Consider the following 15,593-nt stretch of genomic DNA (forward strand, 5'->3'; position numbering starts at 1 on the left):
TTCTGCTCCTTAGTATGTTCTTACTTTCGGTGGGAACGCTTCACGATGTACAGGCGTCATATTTACTGAACGCTTGCTCATCTCTTCCGTTTCCGGCGTATAAATGCTGTGACATAACCAGTTTTCATCATCACGCTCGGTGAAATCCTGGCGAGCGTGAGCACCACGAGATTCGGTACGGAAATTCGCTGCTTTTGCAGTACAGAACGCCGTTTCCATCAGGTTATCCAGCTCTAAACATTCGATACGCTGAGTGTTGAATTCAGAAGATTTGTCATCAAGACGAGCGTGCTTGAGACGTTCACGGATTTCAGCTAACTCTTTCATACCCTGTGCCATCGCTTCACCTTCACGGAATACCGAGAAGTTTAATTGCATGCACTGTTGCAAATCTTTCTTGATTTGAACTGGATCTTCACCTTTGTCACTACCTTCCCAACGGTTATAACGACTCAGGGATTGTTCCAGATCAGAAGCTGACGCTTCTTTACCGTTTTGCGTGTCACCCAGGTATTCACCCAGGAAGTTACCTGCAGCACGACCGAATACAACCAAATCAAGTAGCGAGTTACCGCCAAGACGGTTAGCACCGTGTACCGATACACAAGCGATTTCACCAACGGCGAATAAACCTTCAACGATAGTCTCGTTGCCTGAAGCATCGATGCTGATCGCCTGACCATTAACGTTACAAGGTACACCACCCATCTGATAGTGACAGGTAGGAATAACTGGAATTGGCTCTTCAGCCGGGTCAACGTGAGCAAAGGTTTTTGATAAATCACAAACACCAGGCAGGCGTTGGTTCAGAGTCTCACGACCTAAGTGATCAAGTTTAAGCTTGATATGTGGACCCCAAGGACCGTCACAACCACGACCTTCACGGATTTCGGTCATCATTGAACGGGCAACAACGTCACGACCAGCAAGATCTTTAGCATTTGGTGCATAACGCTCCATAAAGCGCTCGCCATCTTTATTAAGAAGGTAACCACCTTCACCACGACAACCTTCCGTTACCAGTACACCAGCACCAGCAATACCTGTTGGGTGGAACTGCCACATTTCCATATCCTGCATCTGGATGCCAGCACGCAGAGACATACCAACACCGTCACCGGTGTTGATGTGAGCATTAGTTGTTGATGCAAAGATACGACCTGCACCACCGGTTGCCAGTACCGTGGCACGAGCTTTGAAGTAAACCACTTCACCAGTTTCAATATCAACCGCCGTACAACCTACAACGTGACCGTCTGAATTTTTCACTAAATCCAGTGCATACCATTCGGAGAATACGTTGGTTTTGTTTTTAACATTCTGCTGATATAAACAGTGCAATAATGCATGACCGGTACGGTCAGCAGCTGCTGCGGTACGTGCCGCCTGCTCGCCACCAAAATTCTTTGACTGGCCACCGAAAGGACGTTGGTAAACTTTACCATTTTCAAAGCGAGAGAATGGCAAACCCATGTTCTCCAGCTCGATGATCGCTTCCGGACCTGTCTTACACATATACTCGATAGCGTCCTGATCACCGATAAAATCGGAACCTTTAACGGTATCGTACATGTGATATTCCCAGTTATCTTCATGGGCATTACCTAAAGCTACGGTAATACCACCCTGGGCTGATACAGTGTGCGAGCGAGTTGGGAATACTTTTGAGATCAAAGCACAAGACTGGCCTGATTCTGAAATTGCTAATGCGGCACGCATACCCGCACCACCGGCGCCAATTACAATGGCATCAAATTCACGAACTGGTACGCTCACTTACACACCCCACACTGTTAAGAAAACCGCCGCTACGTATACAAATAGCGTGATGGTAAAAATAAATTGAAGAAAACCACGTAATGCTGTGTTCTTTACGTAGTCTGTCAAAACTTGCCAAATACCGATCCAGGCGTGGAACAATACTGCTAACACCGCCAGGATAGTGAATATTTTCATTGGCAGACAGGCAAACAATGCTGTCCACGATTCGTAGGTAACGTCATCAGTGATGATGAAGTAGCCCAACATAAATAAGCTGTATAACGCAAGGATGATTGCACTGGCACGGATCAGGATGAAATCATGAACACCGCTGCGGCCTAAAGTTGCTACATTGTTTACCATAACCATACTCCCGCAACGACAGATAATAGAAGCCAAAGGGCAATGACAACATTACCACTGGTTTGACCGGAACCTTTTTCTTCCAGGTGCCCCATATCCATAATCAGGTGACGAATTCCGCCAACCAAATGGTAGATCAATGCAGAGACAATACCCCAGATGATAAATTTAAAGAAGAAACCCTGCAGGTAAGATTCAATAGTTGCAAAACCTTCTGCAGAGGAGAGAGAAACCGAAAGGGCCCAGATTAAGATACCAACAGCGAAAAACATCATCACACCACTAACGCGGTGCAAAATGGATGCTTTTGCGGCGGCTGGAAACTTGATTGTCGTTAAATCAAGATTTACAGGTCGTTGTTTTTTCACAGTTCTTGCCTAAAAACTAATTATCCAGCTAGTTGTATTTCTATTTAACTTGGCGGACCAAATTAAATAACCATGTTTGTAGTTATTTTCTGCCTTAGAACAAATTCCAACTCCCCTGAAATTTACCCAAAAACAGATCCGCACGAATTATATATAGGTCTATATTGAATTACAATTTTATGAGGTTTTTTATTGGCTTCTGTCTACTTTTCAGACGATTTTGAAGTAAAGACTCAAATTTTTGTTAAAATAACAGCAGAAAAGAGCATTCCGCTCACATTAGCATTGACATTTACCCTGATTGTTAGAGTAGAATATCGGCAATTTTGTATTCGCAAAATTGACTAGTTAATCATTTGTCTTGGATTTTTATGAGTACTTTTAGTGTTCTCACTAATCGTAAAAAGCATCGACTTCGTATCGAACTTTAATCTTTGGTCAATTTCGAAATTAAAAATCTAACTAAAATTTAGAGGATATTTTTATGGCTGAATCTAAAGCCACCCTGAGCATTGACGGTAAAGAAATTGCAGAATTACCAATTCTGAAAGGAACTGCAGGTAATGACGTAATTGATATCCGTACTCTGGGAAGCAAAGGCTATTTCACCTACGATCCTGGCTTTTTAGCAACTGCCTCCTGTGAATCTCAAATTACTTTCATCGACGGCGCAAAAGGTATTTTGCAGCACCGCGGTTATGCCATTGACGACTTGGCGAAAAAAGCGGATTACCTGGAAGTATGTTACATCCTGTTAAACGGCCAAGCTCCAAGTCAGGAAGAGTACAACGAGTTTGTAAATATCATCACAAACCACACCATGGTGCACGAGCAACTGGCTCAGTTTTTCCAGGGCTTCCGTCCTGATGCGCACCCAATGGCAATGCTTTGCGGTGTCGTTGGTGCCCTGTCCTCTTTCTACCACCATGACCTGGATATTTCTGATCGTGCTCAACGTTTACGCTGTGCTCACCGCCTAATTGCAAAAATGCCAACCATCGCGGCAATGGCATACAAATACAGCATCGGCCAGCCGTTCGTGTATCCACGTAACGATTTGTCTTATGCAGAAAACTTCCTGCACATGATGTTCTCGGTTCCTGCCGAAGAGTACAAAGTAAGCCCGACTCTGGCTCGCGCAATGGATCGCATTTTCATTTTGCACGCAGATCATGAGCAAAACGCATCGACATCAACGGTTCGCCTGGCGGGTTCTTCAGGTGCTAACCCTTATGCGTGTATCGCAGCGGGTGTTGCATCACTTTGGGGTCCTGCCCATGGTGGTGCTAACGAAGCATGTCTGAACATGTTAGAAGAAATCGGCGATGTATCTCGCGTCGATGAATTCGTTGCCAAAGCAAAAGACAAGAATGACCCATTCCGTCTGATGGGCTTTGGACACCGTGTTTACAAGAACTTCGACCCACGTGCGACAGTAATGCGTGAAACCTGTCATGAAGTTCTGAATGAGCTGGGAATTGAAGATCCACTATTAGACGTTGCTATGGCGCTTGAAAAAGTGGCATTGGAAGATCCGTACTTCATTGAGAAGAAGCTCTATCCAAACGTTGATTTCTACTCAGGTATCATCCTGAAAGCGATTGGTATTCCAACTAGCATGTTCACGGTAATTTTCGCATTGTCGCGTACCGTTGGCTGGTGTTCTCACTGGGATGAGATGTTGACACAACCAGGTCAGAAGATTGGTCGTCCTCGTCAGAATTACACCGGTGAACTGAACAGAGAATTCACTCCGCTGGATTCACACGAATAATCAGTAATGGCGATTATCGTAAGATAATCCTGTTATTAATCTGATATACAAAAATCCCTTATCATTTGATGAGGGATTTTTTTTACCTGAAATTCAGCCGTCTGTTTCTATCGTATTGCAAGCTTCAATGATCGATTCCCCTAATCAGAAAAATGATAAAGATACGGAGGAAGTTTTTTTAAAAAAAAAGGAGAATTAAAAGTCCCCTCCTCCTCTTCTTTATAAATTATTGCTCTTGATTCCAAAGTCTAACTTGCATTGATGTGGCTGATAAATTTCACACTAATTAGTTAATAATAATGAAGTTTTGGCTGGTCATTTGCACGAATACCCCTTAGACTCCGACAATCGAATTATCGCTGTAACCTAAATGGGTGCAGGCTCGATTTGATTGAATTACCAATTCATAAACCGGATACCGGTCGAGCAGATATTCTATACAAATACTTTGATTTTAAAGGCATTGTTGCGCTTAAGGTATTTGCACCTATAACTTAATACCAATTCCATTAAGTTTTTGCACAACTCAGAGTTAGAAAACACTTAGTGGGTTTGGTATAAGCTAAACTTTAATTGATAATACTGAATGAGCTGACTGCGTAAGTGACTGGCAAAACAAACCAAGATAAACCACAATCACCGCCGGTCGTCCTGATCGTTGACGATGAGCCAGGTAATATTGACCTGGCTTCCAGCATTTTACGTCCGCAATATTTGACTAAAGCTGCCACCAACGCGAAAACCGCTCTCAAGGTGATTGAGGCCGACAGCAACATCGATCTGATTTTGCTCGATGTAATGATGCCTCATGTAAATGGCTTTGAGCTTTGCAAGCAGCTGAAAAGTAATGAAGCCACAACCAACATTCCCATTATTTTTCTTACCGCTAAATCCCAGGTGGAGGATATCACCCAGGGCTTTAAACTTGGCGCAGTTGACTACATTACTAAGCCTTTGCAACCCGATGTGTTAAGCGCCCGGGTAAACACACATGTGCAGCTCCACCAAAGCCAGAAATTGTTAAATCAGCAGGTCAAAACCCTGGAGGAAAACGCCCGACTCAGGGAAGATATTGAACGTTTGACCCACCATGACTTAAAAGGCCCCCTTGGTGTTATTTTATTTGAGTTAAATAAGATTAACGATAAGGCGATTGCCAATTCCATCGAAGAGTCGGTAACCAATGTTCTTAACATGATTAACAACTCTCTCGATATTTTCAAAATCGAAAATGGTACCTATCCTCTCGACCCTGATATGGTCGACTTAAAACGTACCTGTACGCGAGCAATCAAATCGGTACGTTACTTATCACGACCAAAAAACATTGCCATAAAATTAACCCAGGCCAGTGATGACCTCTATGCCCTTGGCGAAGAGCTGTTGTGCCTGTCGATCGTCAACAACCTGTTAAAGAATGCCGTTGAAGCATCACCGGATGACCAGACAATCCATATAGAAATCTCAGAAAACAGTTCCATGGTGCAAATCAGTATTGAAAACCAGGGAGCGATTCCCGAAGAGTTGCGCGACACTATTTTTGAAAAATATGCCACCTCAAATTTAGTGCGCGGATCCGGGCTCGGTGCTTACTCGGCAAAATTAATGACCGAAGCTCAAAATGGGCATATTAAGTTTGCGATTATCGATAACGACAAAACCCGATTCACCGTAACCCTTCCCAAATATTAAGTTTGTTATCAGAGTGTTTCCTGTCTTGAGCCTGCAGATTGCAATGGTATAATTGCGCCGATTTCTAATAGAGTTCGAAACTAACATGTCTGATTCCCAATTACGCTTTGGCGGCATCCAACGCCTGTATGGTAAAACCGCATTTCAACATATCCAGAATGCTCACTTTTGTGTGATCGGCATTGGTGGCGTTGGTTCATGGGCAGCAGAATCACTGGCACGCACCGGTGTTGGTACATTAACATTAATCGACCTCGATGATATTTGTGCAACCAACATCAATCGCCAAATTCATGCCCTGAGTGATACGGTTGGCGAAAGCAAAGTAGAAATCATGGCCGAGCGCATTCGCCAGATTAATCCTGAATGTCAAATTCACGAAGTCGAAGATTTTATTACCTTAGAAAATTTGTCTTCGCTATTACACCCAGGGTTAGACTATGTCATTGATGCCATTGATTCGGTGCCAGTTAAAAGTGCCCTGATTGCCTATTGCAAACGCCACAAGATTCCGTTAGTTACCATTGGTGGCGCCGGCGGACAGCTGGACCCAACGCAAATCTGTATCAGCGATTTAAGTAAGACCTATCAGGATCCTTTGCTGGCAAAAGTTAAGAATCAACTGCGACGTCAATACAACTTTTCACGAAATACCAAACGTAAGTTCGGTATCGATGCGGTATTTTCCACAGAGCAACTTACCTACCCGGATCAGGACGGTGAAGTGTGCATGGCAAAACCAGATAGTGGCGAGAGCATGCGCCTAGATTGTCGCAGCGGTTTTGGAGCCATTACTCATGTCACCGCAAGTTTCGCGTTTTTTGCCGTAAGCAAAGCATTGGATAAATATTTAAAATCGAGAGAGAGAAAACTGGCTCAATCGGCGTAAGAAACATCGCGACTGATGCTAACTGCAAACTTTTCGGGCAATTGGTATGCACAGGACTAAGTGTCGCTAAGCTTGCTTAACACGATATCAAACCGACCGGATAATATTGCGGTTTGCTGATCCCGGATAAAATCTACAATGAGCTGTTTCTGCTCTTGCTCGCTAAGTTCAAGTAATAGCAAATCCTTACGATTCAGCTCTTCTCCTGAGAAATACATTTGCGTAGTAAGTTCCCGGTAGCCACGTTTAGCAACTTTGAAGTGAATATGTGGTGGCCGCACCCACTTGCCATCGGCAGGATAAGCACCCGGCTTTATGGTCTTAAAGTAATACTCGCCAGCATCATCGGTGAATAATGTCCCCCACCCCTGGAAATTTTCGTCAATCTGCACCCGCCGGGAGTCCCGCTCATGATGGTATTTGCCAAGGCTATTCGCTTGCCAAACGTCGATAATGGCTTTGCTAACCGGCTCACCAAACTGATCCGTGACCCGGCCGTTTACTTCAATGACCTGCCCCTTCGCCGATTCCTGCCTCCCCTGCACACGGGTAAGATCCATATCTGTATCAAGCTGGTTATTGTTTGGGTAAAACGGACCTTCGGTTTGATCAGGGGTTAACGCCAGTCGCGCCAGTTTTTCATCAGATAAGGCCCGAGTAAATAGCATGCCGGTAGCTCCAAGCGCACTTAGTTTTAACAGGCGCCGACGCCACCAGGATTTAGATTTCAGAGTCATAACGGCTAACTCCAACTACTACAGGCATCTATAGGTTTAGGACAAGAGCAGGGAAAAGTCACGAGCCATGTGACTAAACTCCCTGAGTACGTGACGTAGAACGTCACTTCGAGTACACAATCAAAGATTGTTTCGAGTACGGGACAAAAACGTCCCTCCGAGTGAGGTAAGCTTCGCTGGTGGAAGTGGAAGGTGGAAGAAAAAGCAAAAAACCTTGAGTCATTCCCTGCCACGACAGGGAATCTTAGCCGGGCCTGAACGGCAGATTTGTGCCAAAGGCGGGAGTTGAAACTCCCTGAGTACGTATCGTAAACGATACTTCGAGCACGTGACGAAAAGCGTCACTCCGAGCACGCTGATGTCATCAGCTCCGAGCACACGCTGTTCCGAGCAAAAAGCAAAAGCCCTTGTGTCATTCCCTGATACTACAGGGAATCTTGGCCAACCTTGAATGACCGAATTGTGCCATTTACAGCCTGTTAGCAATTGCTAATATACGGTGATTTCGAAGCGTTAACGCCCCACTAAGGGGTAAATAAGCGAGGTACGAGCAAAAGCCAACTTTTGTTTATCCCGTTTGAGTGGCTTGTTATGTGTACTTTCGTTTTAGCTGAGTAGATAACCTAGTAAAATTAAAGCCATTAATGAGTATATAATTACTAGCTTAGCCGTATTAAACCTAAATAAGAATTCATAGCCACAGACTGGACATAAATTCTTCGTGTATTGAGGAGAAACGTACTCTTGCTTAGGAGTTACATCACTCTGACATTTTGGGCATTTCAATAGATAATCACTTTTTAAATAAAGTCACCAAAAGATAAGTTTATCGCTAGGCTTCTGGTACACCAACACCCTAGAAGGAGCAATTACATGTTTTGTTAGCTGCCTAGCCAGATAAAGAGACCTGAAAAAATAAATGCCGCAATAAGCATTCTTAGCAGAAACATTAGGTTATAACCGAAATCGCCACCGCGCACTGGCTTGGAACTTTCGTAATATTAATTACGTTTCAGTTTTCGCACCAAGAACAAAACGTAAAAAAATAAAAGGGCTAAAACTAAGGTAATAATAAAACCTAACTCAAGCGAAACAAATTCTTCTTCCATAAAATGAAAATTTAACCACATAACGCCCAGACATCCTGCAGCCAGGCAACGAAATATTATTAGTTTGTTTTTGATATTCATAATACCGTGTGAAGTTAAACGAATGACTGTAGATCGCTCAAAGCGGAAGTATTATACCGCTTCATCATATTTTCTCTAACATGTTCTTACTAAGACGCTTTAAAATAATCGGAGGTAACACGCCTTAGATTGAATATCCTATATCCTAAGTTGTTATATTTTTTGAATTTTTAATGATGCTTTGTCAGGCTTATCCATACCCAAAAAACTCTTGGTGTATTCTGTAATACACTTAAATTCATATTTAGCACCAGCTTCAATTACTTGAATGGTTCTAGGGTGTGCGTAACTGTTACCCAGCATACAAATTGCAACTATCTTGTAAGTTCCTGCTTCAAGATTGACTGTTTCCCAGCGATCTTGCTCAAACGGGGATGTATAGCCAATAAGTTGTTTCCCATCCATATCGTATACGCCAACTATCATTGCCTGGACTTCGTCCTCTAAAAATCCAACCGATTTTGTGGTTAACATGGCTAACTTGTTTTTCGGTAACGCTGACGGGTTATAGGTAGCCGGTGATGATTGACAACCCGACAAAAATAAAATGAACGTAATGATTCCTAAATACTTCACATCCTGCTCCTAGAAAATGTAACGCTCTAATATGGAGCGCATAAATGCTTGGCAAAAATTCGTGACAATGGAGCGCAAGCCAAGCTTTTTTTTTGCGTCCTTGCGACTGAATCTACCACTTTATCTCATACCTAACTAAGTTAAAACTCAACAAGTAAAAGATAGAGTTTCAATGAGCGCTGTTCGCTCACTGATCTTGCCCCATAAAAATGGACAGTTAATTTACGTTATCATGTTGAGCTTCAAAGTCCGAAGAACTTTTAAATCCCAGATAATGCTAAAACCTATGGTTGCCTACTGGCAGGCCTGATTTTGCTCATGACCGCAAAGACATAACCTCCTGATGCTCCCGCCAGCAGTTGCATGTAAAAGCCCCAGCCTCTGGCGCCTGCGATGATATGGATATTCATCATAGATTCTATTGCGATAAGAGCTGTGACGAAGGCGACAATTCCTGCAACAACAAACAATACTACCCCGTAGTTTTCGAGTTTTTTCACTAACCAACCGGCGATCAAAAAAGCGATTAACAATGCAATAGCGATTATCAACCCGTAGGTCGGTAATAACCCTATCCAATCGTCCACCGTTAAACTAAGGCGGTCGCTTAATTTTACTGCAACGCCAACACTAACTAATTGATTGACAACATATTGGCTATGGAACAAGCTAGCTAATGAAAATGTCAGCAACCAAGAAGCTAGAAATGAAGGCAAGAAACGCGTCAAAAATTGCATGGTTATCTCAAATCAGAACAAAGCTTTTTTCTTACCCTAACAAAGGCTTGACTCGTAAACAATTTATCTCTTGTTTTGCTTTGTCAATCTTTGCCTCATTTTCAATAAGTGCCAACTCTGGGTTACCTGAAGAAGAATACACCGTAGCAACACTGGCCGCTGAATTGCACTCCCCCTGGAGTATGGTAGAACTGCCCGATGGGACATGGTTAATTACCGAGCGTGATGGTCACGTGGTAATAAAAAAAGACTCAGGCCAACACAGAGTTAACTTAAAGCTCGACGGATTGTACCTTGCTGGCCAGGGTGGTCTGCTCGATATCGTGTTATCACCCGACTATAGCGTATCAAAAGAAATTTATTTTACTTATGCGCAGGGTGAACTGAAAGAGAACCGTTTAGTCATCGCCAAAGCCACATTTAATGGTTCAGGTTTTTCACAACCAGAAACTGTATATCGGCTGACCACGGATAAAGCAACACCTCAACATTATGCGGGACGAGCCCTTGTGCTGCCGGATAATACCCTACTTTTCTCCAGTGGAGATGGTTTTGATTACAGAGAACAGGCGCAAGTAACCAGCAGTCAACTGGGAAAAATTTTGCGTATCAACTTAGATGGCAGCATTCCAAAAGATAACCCATTTATTGACCATACGAATCCAGCCGCACACGCGGTTTTCTCCGTAGGTCATCGCAACACTCAAGGCTTGGTGTATGACTACGATAGCCAGCAAATTGTTAGCCATGAACACGGTCCGGCCGGTGGTGACGAATTAAACTATATTAGCGCTGGCAGCAATTATGGCTGGCCTGTAATCACCCATGGTCGGGATTATTCAGGCGCACGCATTTCTCCGTTTACCGAATATACCGGGATGAAACAGCCGATAGTTAACTGGACGCCATCGATCGCCCCTTCCGGCATGGCCTATTATGGTGCTGATCGCCATAACTTTTCTTCACTGCAACGACATGTGTTAATTACCACGTTAGTCAACAGAAAGCTTTATGCCATTAATTTAACCAATGGCAAATTTACCCAGACACACGTATTCCCAGAAGTATCGGGAAGGCTGCGGGATGTTTTGGTAACTCAACAGGGAAACATAGCTATATTAACGGATGGAGACGACGCAAAATTGCTGTTAATCAGCGCCAATTAAGCATCGTGCAGAACCAGGTAAAATTCGCTTAAAGGTACCCCATTCTTTCAAAAGCACCTATTGGTCGTTACTTTGCGAAAACCATTGATTTTCTAGCGTCTCGCCATTGATGAACTGATCGTAGTGCCAGTGATTTTCTGAAAAAAGTTTAAGTAATGAGTGTTCAAATTGATAAGGCTGATCGCCTGCATGGTACTGTATTTTAAATTCGTGACGTTGTGTGGCGACAATAGTCCTGACCGCCGGCAGCGCTTTAATTTTATCGACTAAGCCCGGTAATTGATCGGAACATCTGAGCGTGAGCGTGAGCACATCAATACCATTAGCGATACTTCTCGCTGAATTAGGAGATTCCGGTTTATTAATGCTGTTAAAGTGTTCCGATAAACTGAGCTTGCCATCTCTTAAAAATGCCACCCGAGGGCAGATACGCTGCAACTGCTCCAGTTGATGAGAACTGATCACTAACGTGGCGAGATCTTTAATGTCCAACAGGATATTTGAAATTTGCCGCGCATAATCCGGGTCTAACCCGGCGGTGGGTTCATCCAGTAAAATCACCTGCGGCGAACCTAGCAGACTTTGTGCAATAGCCAGCCGCTTTTTCATCCCATGGGACAAAATTTGACTCTTCTGACGGGCATAACCGCTCAACCCAGTTAACTCAAGCACCCTGTCCACATCGTGTTGCGCTTGTTTCGCAGACATGTTATGTAATTGTGCATATAACTTCAGCTGGCTGGATATCGAGAAATCCGGATCAAATTCTGCGTCCTGAATCAGCGCTGACAATTTTGCAAGATGCTGATAACCAGATACGACTTCACCAAAAATCTTAACCTGACCAGAATCAGCCTTTAAAAACCCACACAAAATTGAAAATAACGTGGTTTTGCCAGCGCCATTGGCACCAACCAGAGCTACCGGTTCACCGGCTACGATTTCAACACTGACATTATCAAGTACCTGGTGTTTACCAAACGACTTGCTTACGTTTTGTAAACTGATTATCGATTCCATGACATATCCTTATACCAATCACATTAAATTATTGCTCACTCAGTGAGAATTTAAAGGCGTTTAGACAAGGCTTTGATTAAAGAGAATGGTCGTTCCATTGTCACAATCAGCCAAAATCAGTAACGCCGGATAAAAGCCTTTAAATCTCACCCGTAGGGAGTTTACCAGAGGCCCAATTACGGCCCTATATTTCATTAATATAGAATGACTATATCAATGAAATCTATGTAGTAACTGAACCTCTGCCCTAACTCTGAGTTGTGCACAAACTTAGTGTGATTGGTATTAACCAAGTGAGCGCAGTTTAAAAATCAGTGATGATAAAAACAGATAGGAGACGGTTTGAAGCAACGGTCGGGTTAATTGATCTAACGATGGTCCTGTGTCTCCCATCGTTGAAAATACACCCAACCCGGGCAATGCTAACGTTGTCTGCAGGTTAATCTGTAACTTTGAGGCCGCCAGGTAATCTAACGTAGGTAACAATAAATACAATAAGATAGTCACTAAAATGACTTTCTTGCCTGAAGGCAGCAACACATTGAGAAAATTGGCCAGGGCAATAAAAGGGACCATCCAGATGGTAAGAAAAATAAAGGTATCACTCCCCTGCCTGATACCTGATGATAAGGACGACGGTTCTCGCACCCAGGCATAGACCAACGTAATGATCACCAGCGACAGCATTAATAGCGTGAAAAAACTCGCGTACCCTAAAAACCGCCCTATCAGAAACTCAGAGCGTCGACACCTTAGCAAATAGAATTTTACCGTACCTCGCTGACGATCGCTGGCGAACTGGTCACAACAAAGTGAGATACATGTTAGCGGTAGCAGTAGCATAGCTGCAAACCAGAATACCGATAACTCAGCGACCGGCCACTGCAATAGTTGCCGAAATCCGATATCACCTAACATACTGCGAATAATCCCAGCATCACCGGAAACTGAAATAAGTTCGACAGCAGTGCGGACCGGATAATGAAATATCAGCACCCATACGCCAAAAAATGTCAGTAACGTCAATCGTCCCGAACCAGTCACAAATACACGCTGCCACTCATGCAGACATATTTGCAGAACCTTTTTAAAATCATATGCTTTCATATTTTGAGAATAGATGAATAAAATGCCGGTGTTAAGTGGACAATTGTAAGTGGCTGTTACGGCGAACAATGTTAGAATTAAAGCAGTTTTCAATTGAGCAGGTCACTATCATGCCAACTTTTCATAACAATTTTCTTTTCCCCCTGTTTTTTTCATTGCTTGCTATCACCGCGTGCAAGCCATCGCCAGAATCTACACCAGAGCAAACACCGACAAAACCGGAAGCTGAACAAACATCCGCAAACGCTGATATGGCAACCGTAACGGGCGAAGTCTGGTATCGGGAACGCATTAAGCTTCCGGATGATATCCAACTGCAGGTTTACCTGGAAGATGTATCAAAAATGGATGTCGCAGTGACTGTGCTTGCCAGCAACAGCTACGATAACCCAGGCATGCCGCCCTGGTCATTTGAACTAAAATATGATCGAAATAGCATCAACGACAAAGGTCGTTATGTAATTCGAGCCAGAGTGATGCAAGGTGATCGTCTTCGCTTTATCAATACCCAGGCATACGATGCATTTCCGGAAACGGGAGAACCCGTAAGAGTCCTGGTACAAGCAATTGCGACGCAACCAAATAGGCCTCAACCTGCACAACCGGAGGCAGAAACGATGAATGAAGATGCCCGGGAAAGTGGCATGGAAGACGACGCTAAGCTGGTGCGGTTGCCCCTGACCAGTTCCAGCTGGCAGTTAACGGAAATAGAGGGTAAACGTGTCAACATCAATGTCAGGGAAGATCAAAGTAACTTACAGATTGATGAGCAGGAGTCTCGCATTGCCGGCAATTCTGGTTGCAACCTGTTCAGTGGCTCCTATCAGGTTGATGGCGAGCAGATCACCCTAGGTCCGTTAATTTCATCACGCATGGCATGCGTCGAAGAGGTGATGAAACTTGAACAGGATTACCTGGGTGCTTTACAAAAAGTAAAATCTTTCCAACGAGACAAGCAACACTTGACCTTGCTTGATGAGCAAAATAATGAAGTGCTGAAATTTACTGCCAGGTAAGCATTAATTAGGGAAACACGGATAGCCCATGAAGCTGGGTTGTCACTTATAGTGATGATGACATGTGACGGGCTATTCGAGCGGCTTTTCCGCCATAATTGATAATAAATTGCCGTCAGGATCCCGTAAAAATCCGAGCCACAATTCATGATCAGGCATTTTTGCCGCCAATTGTGGCTCCCTTTCAAACTCAATCCCCTTTTCCCGTAACAAAGTTACGTAACCGTCTATATCATCGACCTGGTAATAAATCACCGATGTATGATGGTCTTTTGCGTCACCTTGTAATTCGGTTAGCATGAGTCGGGTGTCACCTGCCTGAACAAAAGCCATCGCTGGAGGTACTTCAAACAGCAGGGTCAGTCCCAAGGCATCGCAGTAAAACTCTAATGCGGGTTTGATGGCCGATACGGCGATTGCAATTTGTCCGACTTTACTAATGCTAGCCATGGATATTCCTGTTAGTTATTCAATTAATATCGGGCAGTAATTATTCAACCCCATAAGCATACATAGTCAACCGCAGCCTGGCAATGCAATTGAGTTGTATCCAACAAGGGTAATTCACAGTCCCCTTGTTTGACTAGCAATCCAATTTCGGTACAGCCCAGAACAACCGACTGGGCACCATTAGCCGCCAGTTTGTTGATGATTTTCAGGTATTCCTGGCGTGATTGTTCATGAATTTTTCCATGCACCAGTTCCTGGTAAATAATGTCGTGCACGCGTTGCATATCCTGCGGTTCGGGTATCAATAACTCAATTGCGTAATTATCCATAACACGCTGGCGATAAAAATCCTGTTCCATGGTGAATCGTGTCCCAAGCAGGCCAGCTTTGGAATGCTCTAGCTTTTGCAGGTATTCGCCGGTTACGTCGGCGATATGCAGCAATGGTATCGAAACCGATGTCTGTACCTGTTCAGCCACGCAATGCATGGTATTCGTGCAGATCAGCAGTACATCAGCACCGGCAAGCTCTAACATTTTCGCGCAATCGGCCAGTAATTTTCCGGCCATGTCCCAGTCTCCCTGGCGTTGCAGCTGTTCAATTTCTGCGAAATCGACGCTCACCATTACGATTTTAGCGCTATGGTATCCTCCCAGCCGCTGGTTTACCAAGCGATTGATATTCTCATAATAACTGCGGGTTGATTCCCAACTCATGCCGCCTATCAGGCCAATTGTTTTCATCCTT

At 43.9% G+C, this 15,593-nt stretch carries 15 protein-coding genes; 5 read left to right on the top strand and 10 right to left on the bottom strand.

What is annotated here, in order from left to right; translation table 11 throughout:
- Window positions 1–9 precede the first annotated feature (9 nt).
- From sdhA to sdhC, 3 genes are read right to left on the bottom strand one after another with little or no spacing between them, the layout of a single operon-like run.
- The gene (gene sdhA, locus E8M12_RS12090) at window positions 10–1,776 is read right to left on the bottom strand and encodes a succinate dehydrogenase flavoprotein subunit (RefSeq protein ID WP_136736404.1); all 1,767 of its coding nucleotides are present in this window, start codon (window positions 1,774–1,776) and stop codon (window positions 10–12) included.
- Window positions 1,777–2,124, bottom strand: coding sequence for a succinate dehydrogenase, hydrophobic membrane anchor protein (gene sdhD, locus E8M12_RS12095; protein ID WP_136736405.1), 348 nt, complete (start codon window positions 2,122–2,124; stop codon window positions 1,777–1,779).
- Window positions 2,118–2,492 (bottom strand): succinate dehydrogenase, cytochrome b556 subunit, encoded by a 375-nt coding sequence (sdhC, locus tag E8M12_RS12100; RefSeq protein ID WP_136736406.1) that lies wholly within the window; start codon window positions 2,490–2,492, stop codon window positions 2,118–2,120. Before sdhC ends, sdhD begins: the two co-directional genes overlap by 7 nt.
- 484 nt (window positions 2,493–2,976) lie before the next feature.
- Between sdhC and E8M12_RS12105 the strand changes: the two genes are divergently transcribed.
- From E8M12_RS12105 to tcdA, 3 genes are all read left to right on the top strand, one after another.
- Window positions 2,977–4,266, top strand: a complete 1,290-nt coding sequence (locus E8M12_RS12105; protein WP_136736407.1) for a citrate synthase — start codon at window positions 2,977–2,979, stop codon at window positions 4,264–4,266.
- 603 nt (window positions 4,267–4,869) lie between these two features.
- Complete coding sequence (locus E8M12_RS12110) at window positions 4,870–5,958, top strand: hybrid sensor histidine kinase/response regulator (protein WP_136736408.1); 1,089 nt, start codon at window positions 4,870–4,872, stop codon at window positions 5,956–5,958.
- Between the two features lie 85 nt (window positions 5,959–6,043).
- Complete coding sequence (gene tcdA / locus E8M12_RS12115; protein ID WP_136736409.1) at window positions 6,044–6,847, top strand: tRNA cyclic N6-threonylcarbamoyladenosine(37) synthase TcdA; 804 nt, start codon at window positions 6,044–6,046, stop codon at window positions 6,845–6,847.
- A gap of 56 nt (window positions 6,848–6,903) precedes the next feature.
- Here tcdA and E8M12_RS12120 read toward each other — a convergent pair whose 3' ends face one another.
- From E8M12_RS12120 to E8M12_RS12130, 3 genes are all read right to left on the bottom strand, one after another.
- The gene (locus tag E8M12_RS12120) at window positions 6,904–7,584 is read right to left on the bottom strand and encodes a dioxygenase family protein (RefSeq protein WP_136736410.1); all 681 of its coding nucleotides are present in this window, start codon (window positions 7,582–7,584) and stop codon (window positions 6,904–6,906) included.
- Window positions 7,585–8,927: 1,343 nt separating this feature from the next.
- Window positions 8,928–9,350 (bottom strand): hypothetical protein, encoded by a 423-nt coding sequence (locus E8M12_RS12125; protein ID WP_136736411.1) that lies wholly within the window; start codon window positions 9,348–9,350, stop codon window positions 8,928–8,930.
- A 284-nt stretch (window positions 9,351–9,634) separates the two neighbouring features.
- Entirely contained in the window at window positions 9,635–10,087 is a 453-nt protein-coding gene (locus E8M12_RS12130) for a hypothetical protein (RefSeq protein ID WP_136736412.1), read from the bottom strand.
- On the opposite strand from E8M12_RS12130, the gene E8M12_RS12135 reads away from it, so the two are divergent.
- Complete coding sequence (locus E8M12_RS12135; RefSeq protein WP_136736413.1) at window positions 10,057–11,253, top strand: PQQ-dependent sugar dehydrogenase; 1,197 nt, start codon at window positions 10,057–10,059, stop codon at window positions 11,251–11,253. The two genes, E8M12_RS12130 and E8M12_RS12135, sit on opposite strands and share 31 nt — an antisense overlap.
- Window positions 11,254–11,310: 57 nt before the next feature.
- On the opposite strand, the gene E8M12_RS12140 is transcribed toward E8M12_RS12135, so the two are convergent.
- Together E8M12_RS12140 and E8M12_RS12145 are read right to left on the bottom strand one after the other, a co-directional pair.
- Complete coding sequence (locus E8M12_RS12140) at window positions 11,311–12,273, bottom strand: ABC transporter ATP-binding protein (RefSeq protein ID WP_136736414.1); 963 nt, start codon at window positions 12,271–12,273, stop codon at window positions 11,311–11,313.
- 285 nt (window positions 12,274–12,558) lie between these two features.
- Window positions 12,559–13,380, bottom strand: coding sequence for a DUF2705 family protein (locus E8M12_RS12145; RefSeq protein WP_136736415.1), 822 nt, complete (start codon window positions 13,378–13,380; stop codon window positions 12,559–12,561).
- A 68-nt stretch (window positions 13,381–13,448) separates the two neighbouring features.
- Between E8M12_RS12145 and E8M12_RS12150 the strand changes: the two genes are divergently transcribed.
- A complete protein-coding gene (locus E8M12_RS12150) occupies window positions 13,449–14,396 on the top strand; it encodes an META domain-containing protein (protein ID WP_136736416.1) in 948 nt (315 codons plus the stop codon).
- Between the two features lie 72 nt (window positions 14,397–14,468).
- Here the strand turns inward: E8M12_RS12150 and E8M12_RS12155 are convergent, their stop codons facing one another.
- Together E8M12_RS12155 and E8M12_RS12160 are read right to left on the bottom strand one after the other, a co-directional pair.
- Window positions 14,469–14,846 (bottom strand): VOC family protein, encoded by a 378-nt coding sequence (locus E8M12_RS12155; protein WP_136736417.1) that lies wholly within the window; start codon window positions 14,844–14,846, stop codon window positions 14,469–14,471.
- 44 nt (window positions 14,847–14,890) lie between these two features.
- Window positions 14,891–15,589, bottom strand: a complete 699-nt coding sequence (locus tag E8M12_RS12160) for an aspartate/glutamate racemase family protein (RefSeq protein WP_136736418.1) — start codon at window positions 15,587–15,589, stop codon at window positions 14,891–14,893.
- Window positions 15,590–15,593: the final 4 nt, after the last annotated feature.

It is taken from the genome of Thalassotalea mangrovi, assembly GCF_005116735.1.
GTDB classification, from domain to species: Bacteria; Pseudomonadota; Gammaproteobacteria; order Enterobacterales; family Alteromonadaceae; genus Thalassotalea_A; species Thalassotalea_A mangrovi.

Coding starts and splice junctions, on each gene's coding strand:
- sdhD (WP_136736405.1), bottom strand. CDS start 2,124: ATGGTAAACAATGTAGCAACTTTAGGCCGCAGCGGTGTTCATGATTTC.
- E8M12_RS12105 (WP_136736407.1), top strand. CDS start 2,977: ATGGCTGAATCTAAAGCCACCCTGAGCATTGACGGTAAAGAAATTGCA.
- tcdA (WP_136736409.1), top strand. CDS start 6,044: ATGTCTGATTCCCAATTACGCTTTGGCGGCATCCAACGCCTGTATGGT.
- E8M12_RS12120 (WP_136736410.1), bottom strand. CDS start 7,584: ATGACTCTGAAATCTAAATCCTGGTGGCGTCGGCGCCTGTTAAAACTA.
- E8M12_RS12135 (WP_136736413.1), top strand. CDS start 10,057: ATGAAGGCAAGAAACGCGTCAAAAATTGCATGGTTATCTCAAATCAGA.
- E8M12_RS12130 (WP_136736412.1), bottom strand. CDS start 10,087: ATGCAATTTTTGACGCGTTTCTTGCCTTCATTTCTAGCTTCTTGGTTG.
- E8M12_RS12140 (WP_136736414.1), bottom strand. CDS start 12,273: ATGGAATCGATAATCAGTTTACAAAACGTAAGCAAGTCGTTTGGTAAA.
- E8M12_RS12145 (WP_136736415.1), bottom strand. CDS start 13,380: ATGAAAGCATATGATTTTAAAAAGGTTCTGCAAATATGTCTGCATGAG.
- E8M12_RS12150 (WP_136736416.1), top strand. CDS start 13,449: ATGTTAGAATTAAAGCAGTTTTCAATTGAGCAGGTCACTATCATGCCA.
- E8M12_RS12155 (WP_136736417.1), bottom strand. CDS start 14,846: ATGGCTAGCATTAGTAAAGTCGGACAAATTGCAATCGCCGTATCGGCC.
- E8M12_RS12160 (WP_136736418.1), bottom strand. CDS start 15,589: ATGAAAACAATTGGCCTGATAGGCGGCATGAGTTGGGAATCAACCCGC.